This is a genomic window from Roseburia rectibacter (genome assembly GCF_014287515.2).
GTDB lineage: Bacteria > Bacillota > Clostridia > Lachnospirales > Lachnospiraceae > Roseburia > Roseburia rectibacter.
Map to the genome: position 1 here is coordinate 140627 of NZ_CP092473.1, position 15787 is coordinate 156413.

Here is a 15787-nt window from a genome sequence, read left to right on the forward strand (position 1 = left end):
TTTTGGATATGGAATATATTGAAATTTCAGCAAAAACAGTCGATGAAGCAATCACAGAAGCACTGGTAAAACTGGGCACAACCAGTGACAGAATCGAATATGAGATCGTTGAAAAAGGAAATAACGGATTTCTCGGCATCGGAAGAAAAGATGCAGTTATCAAAGTACGCAAGAAATATTCTGTGAATGATGATATCAAAGATTTCTTAAATAAAGTATTCGAAGCGATGGATTTAAAAGTTGAGATCGTTATGACTGCAGAGGAAAACAGCAATGTGATCAATGTTGATTTAAAAGGTGATGACATGGGCGTTCTGATCGGAAAAAGAGGACAGACCTTAGATTCTCTCCAGTACCTGACCAATCTTGCTGTTAATAAAAATGCAGAGAGTTTTGTAAAAGTCAAAATTGATACGGAAGATTACCGCAAGAGAAGAAGAGAGACATTAGAGAATCTTGCAAAGAATATTGCATACAAGGTAAAGAGAACAAAACGTCCGGTTTCTTTAGAGCCGATGAATCCTTATGAGAGAAGAGTGATTCATTCTACCTTGCAGAATGATAAGTTTGTGACAACACACAGCGAAGGAGACGAACCTTATCGTCATGTTGTTGTAACATTAAAGAGACAGTAAAACAGTTTTCATCCGTGTGTGATGAATGACACAGAAAAATTCGTGGCGGATAGAGAAAACGTCCACGAATTTTTTTGTATATTAGAGACGAGGGATCAGTTTAACAAGCTGCTCAGAAATGAGGGATTATGAGAACAGATACGATTGCTGCGATAGCAACAGCTATGTCAAGTTCAGGAATCGGCATTATAAGGATCAGTGGGGATGCGGCAGTTCAGATTGTTGACCGGATTTTTTTTATGAAAAATAAAAAAAATTTATCCGATATGCCGACACATACGATTCATTATGGTCACATCAAAGATGGGGATGAAGTGATCGATGAAGTTATGGTAGTGCTGATGCGGGCACCAAAAAGTTACACAAAAGAAGATACCGTCGAGATTGACTGTCATGGCGGAGTATATGTCATGAAGCGTGTGCTTGAGACTGTGATCAAATACGGTGCGCGTCCGGCAGAGCCTGGTGAATTTACAAAACGTGCATTTTTAAATGGCAGGATCGATCTTGCGCAGGCGGAGTCTGTCATAGATATTATTCATGCAAAAAATGAATTTGCATTAAAGAGTTCAGAACGGCAGCTTTCCGGTTCTCTTTCGTCTGCAGTAAAAACAGTCCGTGAAAAACTACTGCATGAGATTGCATTTATTGAATCTGCATTAGATGATCCGGAACATATCAGTCTGGATGGATATCCTAAAACACTTCAGGGTATCGTGGAAGAAGCAGGTAAAGAAATCAGGAAACTCCTTGCAAACAGCGATAATGGAAAAATTTTAAAAGAAGGTATTTCAACGGTAATCATTGGAAAACCAAACGCCGGAAAATCATCATTGTTAAATACACTTGTTGGAGAAGAACGGGCGATCGTTACTGATATTGCAGGAACGACAAGGGATGTATTAGAAGAACAGATCAATTTAAATGGAATTATTTTAAATGTGATCGATACAGCGGGAATCCGGAAAACGGATGATGTTGTGGAAAAAATTGGCGTGGATCGTGCAAAAAAATACTTAAATGATGCAGACCTGGCGATTTATGTTGTGGATACATCAACACAGTTGGATGAAAATGATTTTGAAATTATGGAGCTTTTAAAAGACAGAAAAGCAATCATTCTTTTAAACAAATCGGATCTGGCTCCGGTTACTGATCGAGAATCGATCAGAAAGCATCTGGATAAAAAGATGATTGCAATTTCCGCGAAGGAGCAGACCGGGATCGGGGAACTGGAAGAGACAATCCGTGAGATGTTTTTCACCGGAGAAGTTACATTTAATGATGAAGTGTATATCACAAATATTCGTCATAAAACTGCTTTACAGGAAGCAATGAATAGTTTAAATTTAGTGGTGCAGAGTATTATGGACGGTATGCCGGAAGATTTTTATTCTATTGATCTGATGAATGCATATGAAGAACTGGGAAGCATCATTGGTGAGGCAGTCGAAGATGATCTTGTGAATGAGATATTTAGTAAGTTTTGTCTGGGCAAATAATTGGCACCAATGGGTGCCAATTATTGGAAGAATGCAAAGGCAGCATTCTTCCGGTGTACTGGCTTTTTTGATAAGATTTTTTAGAAAGAAGGATAAGAAGATGCCTGCGATTGAAGAAAATTATGATGTGGTAGTTGTGGGGGCAGGTCATGCGGGATGTGAGGCGGCATTAGCATGTGCAAGGCTTGGATTGGAGACAATTATTTTTACAGTAAGTGTGGACAGTATCGCGATGATGCCTTGTAATCCAAATATTGGAGGAAGTTCAAAAGGGCATCTTGTGAGAGAGATTGATGCACTTGGCGGACAGATGGGGATTAATATTGACAAGACATTTATCCAGTCTAAGATGTTAAATAAATCCAAGGGTCCTGCAGTACATTCCCTGCGTGCACAGGCAGATAAAGTGAATTACAGCATGGAGATGCGGAAAACACTTCAGAATACAGAGCATCTTACAATCCGACAGGCAGAAGTAGCCGAGATCATTACGGTTCCGGTAAATTCTGCTGTTACAGAAGAATATATAAATGCAGGAAAAAAAGATGGACAGGTTATAGAAGTTAATGGCGAACTTCAGAAAATTACCGGGGTAAAGACTGTTTCCGGTGGAATTTATCATTGTAAGGCAGTTGTACTTTGTACAGGAACGTATTTGAGAGCACGCTGTCTGACAGGCGAGATGATCACTTATACCGGACCGAATGGTCTTATGGCAGCAAATCATCTTACAGATTCACTTAAAGAGCATGGAATCGAGATGTTTCGTTTTAAGACAGGAACGCCTGCGAGAGTGGATAAACGTTCTCTGGATTTTTCAAAAATGCAGGAACAAAAGGGAGATGAGAGAGTAGTTCCATTTTCATTTACAACAAACCCGGATGATGTGCAGATTGATCAGGTTTCCTGCTGGCTGACATATACAAATCCAAAGACACATGAAATCATTCGTGCAAATTTGGATCGTTCACCAATTTATGCCGGAATTATTGAAGGAACCGGTCCGCGTTATTGCCCTTCCATTGAGGATAAAGTAGTAAAATTTGCAGACAAAGACCGTCATCAGATTTTTATTGAGCCGGAAGGCATTAATACAAATGAAATGTATGTTGGAGGTATGTCATCTTCACTGCCTGAGGATGTTCAGCATGAGATGTACCGCACGCTGCCTGGAATGGAGCATGTTAAAATTGTAAGAAATGCATATGCGATCGAGTATGACTGCATTAACCCAAATCAGCTTTATGCATCACTTGAATTTAAAAAGATCAAAGGACTTTTTTCCGGTGGACAGTTTAACGGAAGCAGCGGTTATGAGGAGGCAGCTTGTCAGGGACTGATCGCAGGTATCAATGCATCTATGAGTATTTTAGGAAAAAAACCTCTGGTTTTAGACCGGTCAGAAGCCTATATTGGCGTATTGATCGATGATCTTGTGACCAAAGAAAACCACGAGCCATACCGAATGATGACCTCACGTGCAGAATATCGCCTGCTGTTAAGACAGGATAACGCAGATCTGCGTCTGACGAAAAAAGGTTATGAAATTGGTTTAATTTCAAAAGAACGTTATGACTGGGTATGCAAAAAAGAAGAACTGATCGCGCAGGAAATTGAACGTGTTGCAAAAGTAAAAATTGGTGCGAATAAAAAAGTACAGGAATTGCTGGAAAGTTATGACAGTATTCCGTTAAATACAGGAACATTTCTGACAGAATTGATCCGCAGACCGGAGCTTGATTATGATAAATTAGCACCGATCGATCCGGAACGTCCGGATCTTCCTGCTGAAGTTACTGAGCAGGTAAATATCAGTATCAAGTATGATGGTTACATTAAGCGTCAGATGAAGCAGGTGGAAAGTTTTAAGAAACTTGAAAAGAAAAAGATACCGGAAAACTTTAATTATGATGATGTTCCAAGTCTGCGAATTGAGGCACGTCAGAAATTAAAGACTTATTCACCAACTTCAATCGGACAGGCATCCCGTATTTCAGGAGTATCGCCGGCAGATGTATCAGTACTGCTTGTGTATATGGAGCAGATGAAGTACCATGAGAAGAAATCGGAAGACTAAAATAAATTTAATGACATTGTCGGCAGATTAAAAAAACGAAGATTTTATATAATTAGGACATTTGCATATAAAACAGAGAATGGAGATCAGAATGAATTATAATCTGGAACAGTTTAAAGAAGGTTTAAAAGAACTTCAGATTGAATTGAGTGATAAACAGATCAATCAGTTTCTTAAATATTATGAACTTCTGGTAGAAACCAATAAGGTGATGAATCTGACTGCAATCACAGAATTTGATGAAGTAGTGGAAAAACATTTTCTGGACAGTCTTTCTTTGTGTCGTGTATACGATTTAAAAGATAATGTTAAAATTTTAGATCTCGGAACCGGGGCAGGATTTCCCGGAATCCCGCTTAAAATTGCATTTCCAGATTTAGAACTGGTACTTGCAGATTCCTTAAATAAAAGGATTAAATTTTTAAACCAGGTAATTGATGAACTGGAGCTGAAAAATATTACTGCTGTTCATGCCAGAGCGGAGGAGCTTGGTAAAAATAAAGATTACAGAGAACAGTTTGATGTATGTGTTTCACGTGCAGTGGCAAATTTGTCTTCTCTTAGCGAATACTGTATACCATTTGTGAAAGTTGGTGGCAAATTTATTTCATATAAATCAGGCAGCATTGAAGAAGAAGTGGCAGAAGCGAAAAAAGCTGTTTTTGTTTTAGGTGGAAAAGTAACGGATGTGTATAAATTTGATCTGTATGAACAGAAAAGATCGTTTGTTGTGATCAACAAGGAAAAGCACACACCGAAAATATATCCAAGAAAAGCCGGGACGCCGACGAAAGAGCCATTACATTAATATTATGTTCATAAAAAAAGTGACTGTAGAAAATTTACTTTTCACAGTCACTTTTTTCATGGTAATAAAATATTCCCAGAACATACCGTCTGTTGATTCGATATAAAATTAATTTTTTTCACGATTAAAAAGCATCTGAATAACTTCAGCTAACTTATCAGGAGCTTCTAATTGTGGAAGGTATTTTACATTAGAAATATATGAAGTTTCAATAAAGGAACTTTGTTTTGCATAGCTGGTTACGATCTGAACAGAATCAGGATTGCTCCGGCTTTCCACAACATAGAATGGAATGGAAAGTTTCTTTAGTGCATGTAAAATGCAGTTGTCAGTGTACTGTCCCTCAATACTTGCCATTAAATATTTTCCGTGGCTGCCATTCATGTGTGATGCTTCGTAGTAGGCATCCAGCATTTTAGAGGAGACAAGCTGTGGTTTGTTAAAATATTCAGTATAAAATAGTTTCTGTATATTTTTTTCATGCGTTTTTACATTGTAAATAAATGTTCCGAGAACAGGAACTTCCAGTAATGTCTTCTTTAAAGTAGAAGAGTTACTTGGCGTGCGGTTAAATTTTTCAGGCATTGGCGGATTGATAGCAATGATTTTGTGAAATAAATGATTCGTCATATTTTCTGCCAACGTCACAAATGAAATGGAAGAACCCGTTGCAATTACTGTAGGGGTATCTTTTATTACTTCTTTTACAAAATCAGTAATAAGCTGAACATATAAGTAATTAGTGTATGTCAGATAAGGTTTTTCTGAACGTCCGCATCCTAAGAGGTCAATCGTATATACGGTATGCTGCTTTTCAAGTTTTTTTGCAAAACGGCACCACTCATAAGAGGAACTGAGTGGACTCAGATCATGTATCAATAAAACAGGTGTTCCAGAACCATGTTTTGTGTAATAGATTTTTCCATTCTTCCAATCAAAAAAATTACCATTTTCCGTCTTTAAGATGTTTTTCATTGAAGCAGTAAGATCGATAAAACGATTTACGAAATGAATGGTTCCGGCAGCTAATGCAGTTAACAGAAAAAAATGTCTGATATTTTTTTTCATACTCTTATTCATAAATGCCTCCATATCTGCCAAATAACAGGCTATTTTTATAATAATATTATAGCCGCTTTTGGCCGCTTATACAAATTAAATTTTTGATTCATGAAAAATTTATCTTTTCAACAAAGTGAATTTAGTATAAAATAAAAATGGTTTATTATTTATGTAATATAAAACATACGTTCGAAGGAAGTATATGATAAGTGAATATTTAAAAAAATTTCAGTCGGAGCTGATGACTAATAAGGAAGATATACATAAATCGATTCAGACACTGGAATTACAGATGAAAGAAAATAAGGCATTTATAATGCTTTTAAAAGAAGAAAATGATTCAAACTATGAATCATTCAGCCCCAGGGATGTTAATCCAAAGGGCAGGGAACAGATTTTACATTTAGAGGAGCAGCAGAAACTTTTACAGGAACAGTTAGATACCAGAAAAAAAGAATATACATCCTGTGTTACAAAGCTGAATGAATTAAATGATGCAATTTCTGAGCTGGAACAAAAAATAAATGATAATAACTCTGATATAAGCGATGAGATATTCCGGTTAAAATTATTAGAAACACAGGAAAATGAGAGACAGCGCATATCAAGGGAATTACATGATTCAACGGTGCAGAATCTGACAAGTCTGGTTCATAAAACAGAATTATGCAGTAAATTAATTGATATGGATAAGGTCAGATGTAAACTGGAATTAAATATCATGTCTAAAACTTTGCGTGATATTATCAATGATACACGAAATATGATCTACAATCTGCGACCAATGTCATTTGATGATATAGGCTTAGAAGTTACGATTGAACGTGCGTTAGAAAAGTTAGAGAGCAGTGAAACAAAAAAGATAAATTTTTCTGTAGTTGGTGAGTCTTACAAAATAAATCCTGTTATTGGAATTACTTTGCTAAGAATTATTCAGGAAGCCTGCAGTAATGCAATCCGCCATGCAGATTGTTCTGTAATAAAGGTAGTTTTAAACTATCAACCGGGAACAATTATACTTTCTATTGAAGATGATGGAAAGGGATTTGTATATGAGGAGAATGAGTGTAATTGCAAAGCAGATAATTCTGGATTTGGTTTGTCAATGATGAGAGAAAGAGTATATCTTTTATCTGGAAAAATAGACATTCATTCAAAAACAAATGCAGGAACGAAGATTCAGGTTGAAGTTCCAATTGCCGAATAGGGGGGTACAAAACGATGTCAGTAAAAGTTATGATAGCAGATGATCATTCAATGATTCGTGAAGGTTTAAAGCAGTTATTAGAGTTAGAAGGCGAGTTTGAGGTTATTGCAGAAGCATGTGATGGAGTAGATTGTCTTGAAAAATTAAAAACAGTTGTACCTGATATATTATTACTTGATATCAATATGCCAAATATGAATGGACTCGAAGTCCTTCAGAGAATAAAAGATATGAAAATGAAAATTAAAGTAATGGTTTTAACAGTACATAATGAGGTCGAATATCTTTTGAAGGCAGTTGATATTGGAGTAAATGGTTATTTATTAAAAGATTCTGAATCTGCAGAATTAAAAAAAGCAATCTTAGCAGTTGTTAATGGGGAAGATTATATACAGCCAAGTTTAATACCGGTTTTAAATTCCAAGATGCTTGATCGTGACAGCGACAGCAGTAAAATTGAAAGTCTTACCAGAAGAGAACTTGAAGTTTTAAAGATGCTTTCCTATGGAACTTATAATAAAGAAATTGCAGAGCAGTTAAATATTAGTGAACGTACGGTAAAGAATCACGTATCTAATATTTTTAAGAAAATTGGAGTTACAGATCGTACACAGGCAGCCGTATTTGCAATTCGTAATAATCTGATTACAATTTAATCATAGTCAATACGTTTGCGGAGTCGAAAATTACTACTAAATATATAAGATTAGTAATAAATAAAAAGCTCATGTAATGTTTCACGTGAAACATTATATGGGTTTTTTAAATTTATAGAATTTAGGTGTCAAAAGGTGATTCATAACTTTGTGCAATATGCCAATCAAAAAATTAAAAATCATCTTTTGACATCCGGATCTTTACAGAAAAATGCGCCCTATGAATTAAATTCTTTTGGTCAGGATCAAACACTTCGTGGAAAAATTAGCTGTAAACAGCACCACTTTGTCACCGCTCTAGCGTAACAGTGAATTTAAAATGTGTGTCATTTCTTGTTCTTGGTATAGGTTATTTTAAAATTAGGTTACAAATAAGTTTAATAGCTTATTTGTTGTTCCTAAACAAAACAGATACATTTGATAGTATCGTAAATGGGATAATTACATTACTACTTTACAACAAATTTGCTCAGAAAATTAAATTAGTAAATTAGCATATTAGATAAAAGAAAGTAAAAATGTATTGATTTTATAGAATCCGCAAAATTAATCTTAGTGCTTTGTAATATATTACATTAAAAACTAATTTATAAGTGATATCTGACCAGACTATTATTAAATCTATAAAGATGGTTATATATAGAATGTTTCACGTGAAACATTCTTAAAAAGAAGTTGATTAATTATATTTATAAATTAATTGTTTTCTTAAAATAAATATTCAAGGAAAAATAGTGTAAAGGTAAGATTCATATATTTAAAATTATACTTATATAATGGAAATTTGTAACAAGGACAAAACTAAAAATATATTTTATATTAATATCAATATAAAAAAGAAAACATTAAAAATGTTTCACGTGAAACATTTTTAACTCATGATAATAGGAGGTACATATTATTATATCAATAAAATTGCACACAATCTGAAAGCATCAGAATAGAATTTATATGCTTATCTGTCAAATTAAAATTTTTTATTAGGAATATATATTTTTTGAATGATTCGTGATCAATGAAACATTACATATGAGACATTAGGCCTATGTTATATTATTGTAAAATATTATATTATGACCAGAAAAAATAATTTTTAACTAAAGCTATACAAAAGCCTTGACTTTGTGTGATTTGTTGGCTGATAATTTATACAAAAGTTTTTTACTACCAAAATTTCCACAGATAATTGTGTCTTATGAATATAAAAGTCATTTTGACCAGAAATTGTACCTAATCAAAAATGGCTATAAACGGGACAGTCCAAGTATACGAAAGAGCTACAAAAGGTTCTTTATCGGATGAAGAAGTAAATAATTTTTAATTCGATAAAAATATATAATTCTTTTAATTCCAGATGAATAATAAAAGTAAAATTATACAAAATGTTTCACGTGAAACATTTTATTATAGAAATGCATATATATAAGTGCTATAATGAAAACAATAAAAAAGGAAATGAGGATTAAAATGAGCAGAATTATAGCAATCGCCAACCAAAAGGGTGGTGTAGGTAAAACAACAACGGCGATTAACCTTGCTTCCTGTTTAGCCGAAGCAGGAAAAAAAGTTTTGACAATTGATCTTGATCCGCAGGGAAATATGACGAGTGGATTAGGTGTAAATAAAAATGAATTGGAAAACACGGTATACGAATTAATGCTGGATGAATGTTCTATCAAAGAAAGTATGGTAGATACGGTAGTGGAAGGCATGAAAATTATACCGTCCAATGTAAATCTTGCAGGAGCAGAAATTGAACTGTTAGGCATTGAAGATAAAGAATATATTTTGAAAAATGCTGTAGATTATGTCAGGGATGATTATGATTTTATAATTATTGATTGTCCGCCGTCATTGAATATGTTGACAATTAACGCCATGACTACGGCTGATTCTGTACTTGTTCCAATCCAGTGTGAATATTATGCATTAGAGGGACTCAGTCAGTTGATACACACTATTGATCTTGTACAGCAGAGATTGAATCCTGAACTTCATATTGATGGTATCGTTTTTACCATGTATGATGTAAGAACAAATCTATCAAACCAGGTTGTTGAAAATGTAAGAACAAATCTTGATACAAAGATTTATGATACATTAATACCTAGAAATATACGTCTTGCAGAAGCACCATCACATGGATTACCTATTAACATGTATGATACAAAATCTGCAGGATCAGAGAGCTATCGCATGTTAGCAAAAGAAGTTATGGAAAGGAAGAATGTATAAAATATGGCAACAAAAAAACGTGGTTTGGGACAGGGAATAGATTCATTGATTCCAAATAAAGTAAATGTAAATAAAGAATCAGAGACAATAAAGGTAAATGCAGATTCTGAGAAGAAAGATGGAATTTTTGTCAATATTAATAAAGTAGAACCAAACAGGGAACAGCCAAGAAAAAATTTTGATGAAGATTTATTAGTAGATTTATCAGAGTCCATTAAACAGGTAGGGGTACTTCAGCCATTACTTGTATTAGATAAAAAGGATTATTACGAAATCATTGCAGGTGAGCGACGCTGGAGAGCTGCAAAACTTGCAGGATTAAAAGAAGTTCCAGTCCGAATCATGAATCTTACGGATCAGGAAGTAGTAGAAATTTCATTGGTGGAAAATATACAGAGAGAAAATTTAAATCCAATTGAGGAAGCGTTTGCATATAAAAGACTTTTGACAGAATTTCATTTGAAACAGGATGAGGTTGCCGAGCGTGTTTCTAAGAGCAGAACGGCAGTAACCAATTCGATGAGACTTTTGAAATTAGATGAACGTGTTCAGCAAATGGTAATTGATGATATGATTACAACTGGTCATGCAAGGGCACTGCTTGGAATTGAAGATGCGGAAAAACAATATGCAACGGCTCAGAAAATTTTTGACGAAAATTTGAGCGTACGTGAGACAGAAAAGCTGGTAAAAAAAATCCAAAAGAATAAAGATGTTCCTGTAGAAAAGAAAAAGGTTTCAGATCCTGCAATGGAAGCAATTTATCATGATTTAGAGGAAAAGATGAAATCAATCCTTGGAACAAAAGTCGCTATCAATAAAAAGGATGATCAAAAAGGAAAAATTGAAATTGAATATTATTCTATGGATGAATTAGACCGGATTATTGATCTGATTCGTACAATCGCATAAAATACACAGAACATTTGTTCTAAATAACGAAAGGTAAAATAATGATTTCAAAGTATTTAGGAATTGATTCAGATTATATTATTATAGGACTCTGCGGGGTTCTGTTGATTTTATTTATATTGGTGATTATAAATATTGTTCAGATGAAAAAACTGAAAAAGAATTATCGTATTTTTATGAGCGGAAAAGATGCGAAGACATTGGAAGATACATTGATTCAAAGGCTCGATCAGGTTGATTCCCTGTTAGAATCAAATGAAGAAAATGACAGAAATATTAAAGTACTCTCTAAAAATATGCAGTGTACCTATCAGAAAATGGGACTTATTAAGTATGATGCATTTCATGAGATGGGCGGAAAATTAAGTTTTTCTCTTGCAATGTTAGATATGCGCAATAATGGATTTATTATTAACGCAATGCACACCAGAGAAGGCTGCTATACATATATTAAAGAAATTATTGATGGCAATTCTGTAATTGTTTTATCAGAGGAAGAGCAGGAAGCTTTAAAACGAGCAATGAATCCAAATAGCGATTTGAAAAATTCAAATGAGGAATAATGAAAAATAAGATAATGGAGAGATAATGATAATACGGCAGGTCAAATCACTTGTAGGCGGAGAAACACTGGCGGAACCGGTTATAACGAAAGAAAAAGAAATATTGATATCCGGCGGAACTGTGTTAAAACCGGAGTATTTGGATCTGATTTCTTTTTTGGGAATTGATACAGTATGTATCGAAGATCCGTATGAAGCCTTTGAAACAACACATTTGATTATCAATGAAGAAAGAGAAAAGTATTATGTCAGTGAAGTACAGAAAATTCTGGAGAATCATATATACCATGGAAAAAATTCACTGAGCAAAATGGCTGAGCTGGCAAATGAAATTGTCAGTGAAATAACAAAAGCAGAACAGCCTAAGGTAATAGATATAGAAGAACGCAATGGAAATCTTTATGAGCATACGGTACAGGTGACTATGTTATCTCTGGCAGTTGCAAAAATGTTAAAAGTAAAAGAAGAGGATTATATTGATATTGCCATAGGGGCATTATTGCATGATCTTGGTATGCGTTATACTACGGTTCCATATATTAATTTTGATATGGATAGCAGACCGGCATCTGAAGTATTTGAATTAAAAAAACATACAATACTGGCATATTCAGCGTTAGAAGGTGAAGACTGGATATCACCGGTCTCAAAAAAAATGGTATTAACACATCATGAGAGAAAAGATGGATCAGGATATCCTTTAAAACAAAAAACAAAGGATATAGAGTGTAATATATTACAGGTGTGTGATGCATTTGATTGTATGATTTCCGGAATGGAATGTAAAAGAATCAGTGTACAGCAGGCACTTGAGACAATGATCGAGGCGGCAGACCTCTTATTTGAACGGAAAATTGTAAAAGTAATACAGAAAATGGTTGCATATTATCCGGTTGGTACGAAAATCAGGCTGAATACAGGAGAAACAGGGATTGTCATATGCCAGACGGATAATTCGATTCGTCCAATCGTTGTGGTATTGGATCAGACGAATCAAATGACGGAAATCAGGTATGACCTGACAAAAAATAAAAAAATATCAATTCTGCAGTTGGTTTAAGAATGGAGATAGTGTGAAAAATACATTTTTCACACACAAGATTTGTGCTGACACACAAACTTGAGATGCGCTGGAGGAAGGCGCAGGAATGGAGATAAGTATGCATAAATTTTTAAGAGCAGTCGGTCTTTCTGATATTAAGAAAGAAGAACTCGAAAAAATATGTAAAGATATAGAAGCAAAACCAGATACGATTAAGGTGGCAGAGGATTCTGAAGGAAATGAATTTGCAGAACTTTGTTATCAGTTTGGTGACTTTTTTGGTCTGACATTAAGAGGTACCTATCGGGAAGATGATACATTTGAGATGGATTATTACTATCCATATTTTTTTGGCACAATGTTATCCACAAGAGAACAGGCAGAAGTGGAAAAGCATGCGGAAAAAGAGTCCTATGCGGGGATATGTGATGAAGTCCGAATAGGTGTAACATTAATTTTCTATCTGCAGAATGTTGTTGATTTTCTGGCAGTAAAAGGATCAAAAAGATATATAAATCTGGAAGAGGGTGTCATTTTAGGTGCACTTTCCACAGAGGGAAAAATTTTGCTCCCAATTAACAAAGCTGAGAAAAAAAATAAACAGAATCAGCAGAATACCACAGATCGCAATTATCTGGTTGCAGCTGCAAGAGACGGGGATGAGAATGCGATTGAAAATTTAACATTAGAAGATATTGATACATATTCCATGTTATCGAGACGCATTACCCATGAGGATGTACTCAGCATTGTCGATTCTTATTTTATGCCATATGGTATTGAAAGCGATCAGTATGCAATCCTTGGCGAAATCATGGACTGCAGGATGGAGCAGAATAATCTTACAGGTGAGAATGTATGGGTACTTGATATCTGCTGCAATGAAATGAATTTTGGTGTATGTATCAATCAGAAAGATCTGGTTGGGGAACCACAGGTTGGCAGACGATTTAAGGGCATTGTATGGATGCAGGGAAGTATAAAATATAGAGAATAAGTATAGATATTTTTGAGGAAGTATGATAGAATAAAAAAGCTGTATGTGGATTTACCACATACAGCATATATCTTATATAAGTTCTCATAGTTAAATGGATATAATAAGCGCCTCCTAAGGTTTAATCATGGTTAAACCCAGTGAAAACACAGAGGTGGTAAATCGGAATTCGATTCCAACAGGGATTGACGAAGATGTCAAAGTAAGATACAATGGAAATTCATCACGAAAGTGATTGGATTCATAGATATGGCAACCGTAGCCAAAAAGGTATGAAAGCCTTGAAAATACGGCGCTTGTCTCCTTAGTTAAATGGATATAACAAGCGCCTCCTAAGGGGCAACTAAGTGGAGACCATTTAGTGAGACACAACGGGATTTTAGAGTTTGCAAAAAGGCTAAAATCAATATATAATAACAGAGGCAATTCATCACGCAAGTGATTGGATTCATAAACATGGCAGCCGGAGCCAAAAAGGCTGAAAAGCCCGAAAATACGGCATTTGTTCCCTTAGTTAAATGGATATAACGGGGTCCTCCTAAGACTCTATTGTAGGTTCGATTCCTATAGGGAACGCTCTATTTTAAGCGGTAATGAGAGAAAAATCATTGCCGTTTTTTTGTTGTTTTTCTGCTAACAGCAAATCAAAATATGAGCATTTTTGCTAACAGAAAATGCAAATTGCTAACAGTAAAATTATTGTAGATTTGCTAACAGAAATGAAAAGCTATAATGCAGCTGGTGTAAAGGGCTGTAAATTGGTGTAGCTAACAAAAGGGTAATGATTAAAAATATTTCTGCTTGGAAAATATCAAGCCTGAATGAGTATTCCGTTCAGATTAGATTAGGTTCTAATCTGGGCGGATTTTTTTATTTCAGGAAGAAGGAGGATGCCTATGCAGAGAAAGTGGATCAGATGGATCCAGATGAAAAGATTGTTGAAATAGCGATTGAACGGCTAAGAGTATTTGAAAACCATCCGTTCCGAGTGGAAATGGATAGCCAGATGAAAAATCTTCAGGACAGTATCAAGAAATACGGAATAATAACTCGGGTAATAGTGAGACCACGAAAGGAAGGATACTACGAAATCATATCAGGGCATAGAAGAATATTTGCAGCGGAAAAACTGGGATATAGAAAAGTACCTACGATAATCCGCTACATGACAGATGATCAGGCAGTTATCGCAATGGTAGATTCAAACTTGCAAAGGGAGAGAATCCAACCGAGTGAAAAAGCATTTGCTTATAAGATGAAATATGATGTGCTCAAAAGAAAATCAGGAAGAAGGAAAGCTGACCAAGTTGACCACAATTCAGGGAAAAAGGGATTGGAGATTATCAGTGAGGAAACTGGAGACAGTCCTAAGCAGGTGCAGAGATATATCAAGATGGCAGATCTGATTCCTGAACTGTTGGAAAAGGTAGATGATGGTTCAATGGGATTTACTCCGGCTGTGCAGATAGCATATCTAAAGAAAAAAGAGCAGAAGGATGTACTTGATGATATGGAATTAACACTATGTACACCATCGTTATCGCAGGCAATGCGTATGAAAAAACTGAGTGCTGATGGAAAATTAACAACCCAGAGAGTTGAAGATATTCTAAGCGAAATAAAGCAGAAAGAAACAGACCGGGTAGTGTTTAAGAATGATCAGCTTCATAAGTATTTTCCAAAGAATTATTCTACGGAACAGATGAAGAGAGAAATAATTGAACTTTTGAAATTGTATGTACTGAATTATTAAAAACAGGAGGAAATGTTATGTGTAAGGTTATTGCAGTATCAAATCAAAAAGGTGGAGTCGGAAAGACCGTATCATGTGTGAATCTGGGTATAGGTCTGGCTCAGGAAGGAAAGAAAGTTCTGCTGATAGACGGAGATCCACAGGGAAGTCTGACAATCAGCCTTGGATATGAGGAGCCGGATGAAATGGAGTATTCTCTGGCAACACTCATGATGAATATTGTGAATGATGAAAAACTGAATATTGAAAAAACAATCCTTCATCATAAGGAAGGTGTGGATCTAATATCGGTGCAGGCTACATACTCCTTTGCGATTGGTGACAGTTATGCTCTGGAC

General features: G+C 35.1%; 13 protein-coding genes, 1 tRNA gene and 1 pseudogene. 14 read left to right on the forward strand and 1 reads right to left on the reverse strand.

Going from position 1 to position 15787, the window contains the following annotated elements:
- The first annotated feature begins 8 nt into the window (after positions 1-8).
- From jag to rsmG, 4 genes are all read left to right on the forward strand, one after another.
- Positions 9-635, forward strand: coding sequence for an RNA-binding cell elongation regulator Jag/EloR (gene jag / locus H8S51_RS00650; protein WP_006857741.1), 627 nt, complete (start codon positions 9-11; stop codon positions 633-635).
- 128 nt (positions 636-763) lie between these two features.
- A complete protein-coding gene (mnmE, locus tag H8S51_RS00655) occupies positions 764-2137 on the forward strand; it encodes a tRNA uridine-5-carboxymethylaminomethyl(34) synthesis GTPase MnmE (RefSeq protein ID WP_186900476.1) in 1374 nt (457 codons plus the stop codon).
- Positions 2138-2237: 100 nt separating this feature from the next.
- Positions 2238-4214: a tRNA uridine-5-carboxymethylaminomethyl(34) synthesis enzyme MnmG gene (gene mnmG / locus H8S51_RS00660; protein ID WP_186900477.1), complete on the forward strand. Its 1977-nt coding sequence runs from the start codon at positions 2238-2240 to the stop codon at positions 4212-4214.
- 91 nt (positions 4215-4305) lie between these two features.
- On the forward strand, positions 4306-5022 hold the full coding sequence (gene rsmG / locus H8S51_RS00665; RefSeq protein WP_186900478.1) for a 16S rRNA (guanine(527)-N(7))-methyltransferase RsmG: 717 nt from the start codon (positions 4306-4308) through the stop codon (positions 5020-5022).
- Between the two features lie 108 nt (positions 5023-5130).
- Here rsmG and H8S51_RS00670 read toward each other — a convergent pair whose 3' ends face one another.
- Positions 5131-6102: an alpha/beta fold hydrolase gene (locus H8S51_RS00670; RefSeq protein WP_241070821.1), complete on the reverse strand. Its 972-nt coding sequence runs from the start codon at positions 6100-6102 to the stop codon at positions 5131-5133.
- A 184-nt stretch (positions 6103-6286) separates the two neighbouring features.
- On the opposite strand from H8S51_RS00670, the gene H8S51_RS00675 reads away from it, so the two are divergent.
- The 10 genes and pseudogenes from H8S51_RS00675 to H8S51_RS00720 form a co-directional block, all read left to right on the forward strand.
- The gene (locus tag H8S51_RS00675; protein ID WP_186900479.1) at positions 6287-7291 is read left to right on the forward strand and encodes a sensor histidine kinase; all 1005 of its coding nucleotides are present in this window, start codon (positions 6287-6289) and stop codon (positions 7289-7291) included.
- A gap of 14 nt (positions 7292-7305) precedes the next feature.
- Positions 7306-7947 carry a response regulator gene (locus tag H8S51_RS00680; RefSeq protein WP_117920590.1) on the forward strand — a complete coding sequence of 214 codons (642 nt, stop codon included), beginning with the start codon at positions 7306-7308 and terminating at the stop codon, positions 7945-7947.
- A gap of 1467 nt (positions 7948-9414) precedes the next feature.
- Positions 9415-10182, forward strand: a complete 768-nt coding sequence (locus H8S51_RS00685) for a ParA family protein (RefSeq protein WP_117920589.1) — start codon at positions 9415-9417, stop codon at positions 10180-10182.
- Between the two features lie 3 nt (positions 10183-10185).
- Positions 10186-11094: a ParB/RepB/Spo0J family partition protein gene (locus H8S51_RS00690; protein ID WP_186900480.1), complete on the forward strand. Its 909-nt coding sequence runs from the start codon at positions 10186-10188 to the stop codon at positions 11092-11094.
- A 41-nt stretch (positions 11095-11135) separates the two neighbouring features.
- Positions 11136-11657 (forward strand): DUF4446 family protein, encoded by a 522-nt coding sequence (locus H8S51_RS00695; RefSeq protein ID WP_118209756.1) that lies wholly within the window; start codon positions 11136-11138, stop codon positions 11655-11657.
- A 25-nt stretch (positions 11658-11682) separates the two neighbouring features.
- Positions 11683-12717 carry an HD-GYP domain-containing protein gene (locus H8S51_RS00700; protein WP_186900481.1) on the forward strand — a complete coding sequence of 345 codons (1035 nt, stop codon included), beginning with the start codon at positions 11683-11685 and terminating at the stop codon, positions 12715-12717.
- An 88-nt stretch (positions 12718-12805) separates the two neighbouring features.
- Positions 12806-13696 (forward strand): DUF3881 family protein, encoded by an 891-nt coding sequence (locus tag H8S51_RS00705; RefSeq protein ID WP_330646698.1) that lies wholly within the window; start codon positions 12806-12808, stop codon positions 13694-13696.
- A gap of 504 nt (positions 13697-14200) precedes the next feature.
- Positions 14201-14272, forward strand: a tRNA-Arg gene (locus tag H8S51_RS00710).
- Between the two features lie 205 nt (positions 14273-14477).
- Positions 14478-15449 carry a ParB/RepB/Spo0J family partition protein gene (locus H8S51_RS00715; RefSeq protein WP_241070822.1) on the forward strand — a complete coding sequence of 324 codons (972 nt, stop codon included), beginning with the start codon at positions 14478-14480 and terminating at the stop codon, positions 15447-15449.
- A gap of 17 nt (positions 15450-15466) precedes the next feature.
- A pseudogene (locus H8S51_RS00720) lies at positions 15467-15736 on the forward strand (ParA family protein); the annotation flags it as partial.
- Positions 15737-15787 lie beyond the last annotated feature (51 nt).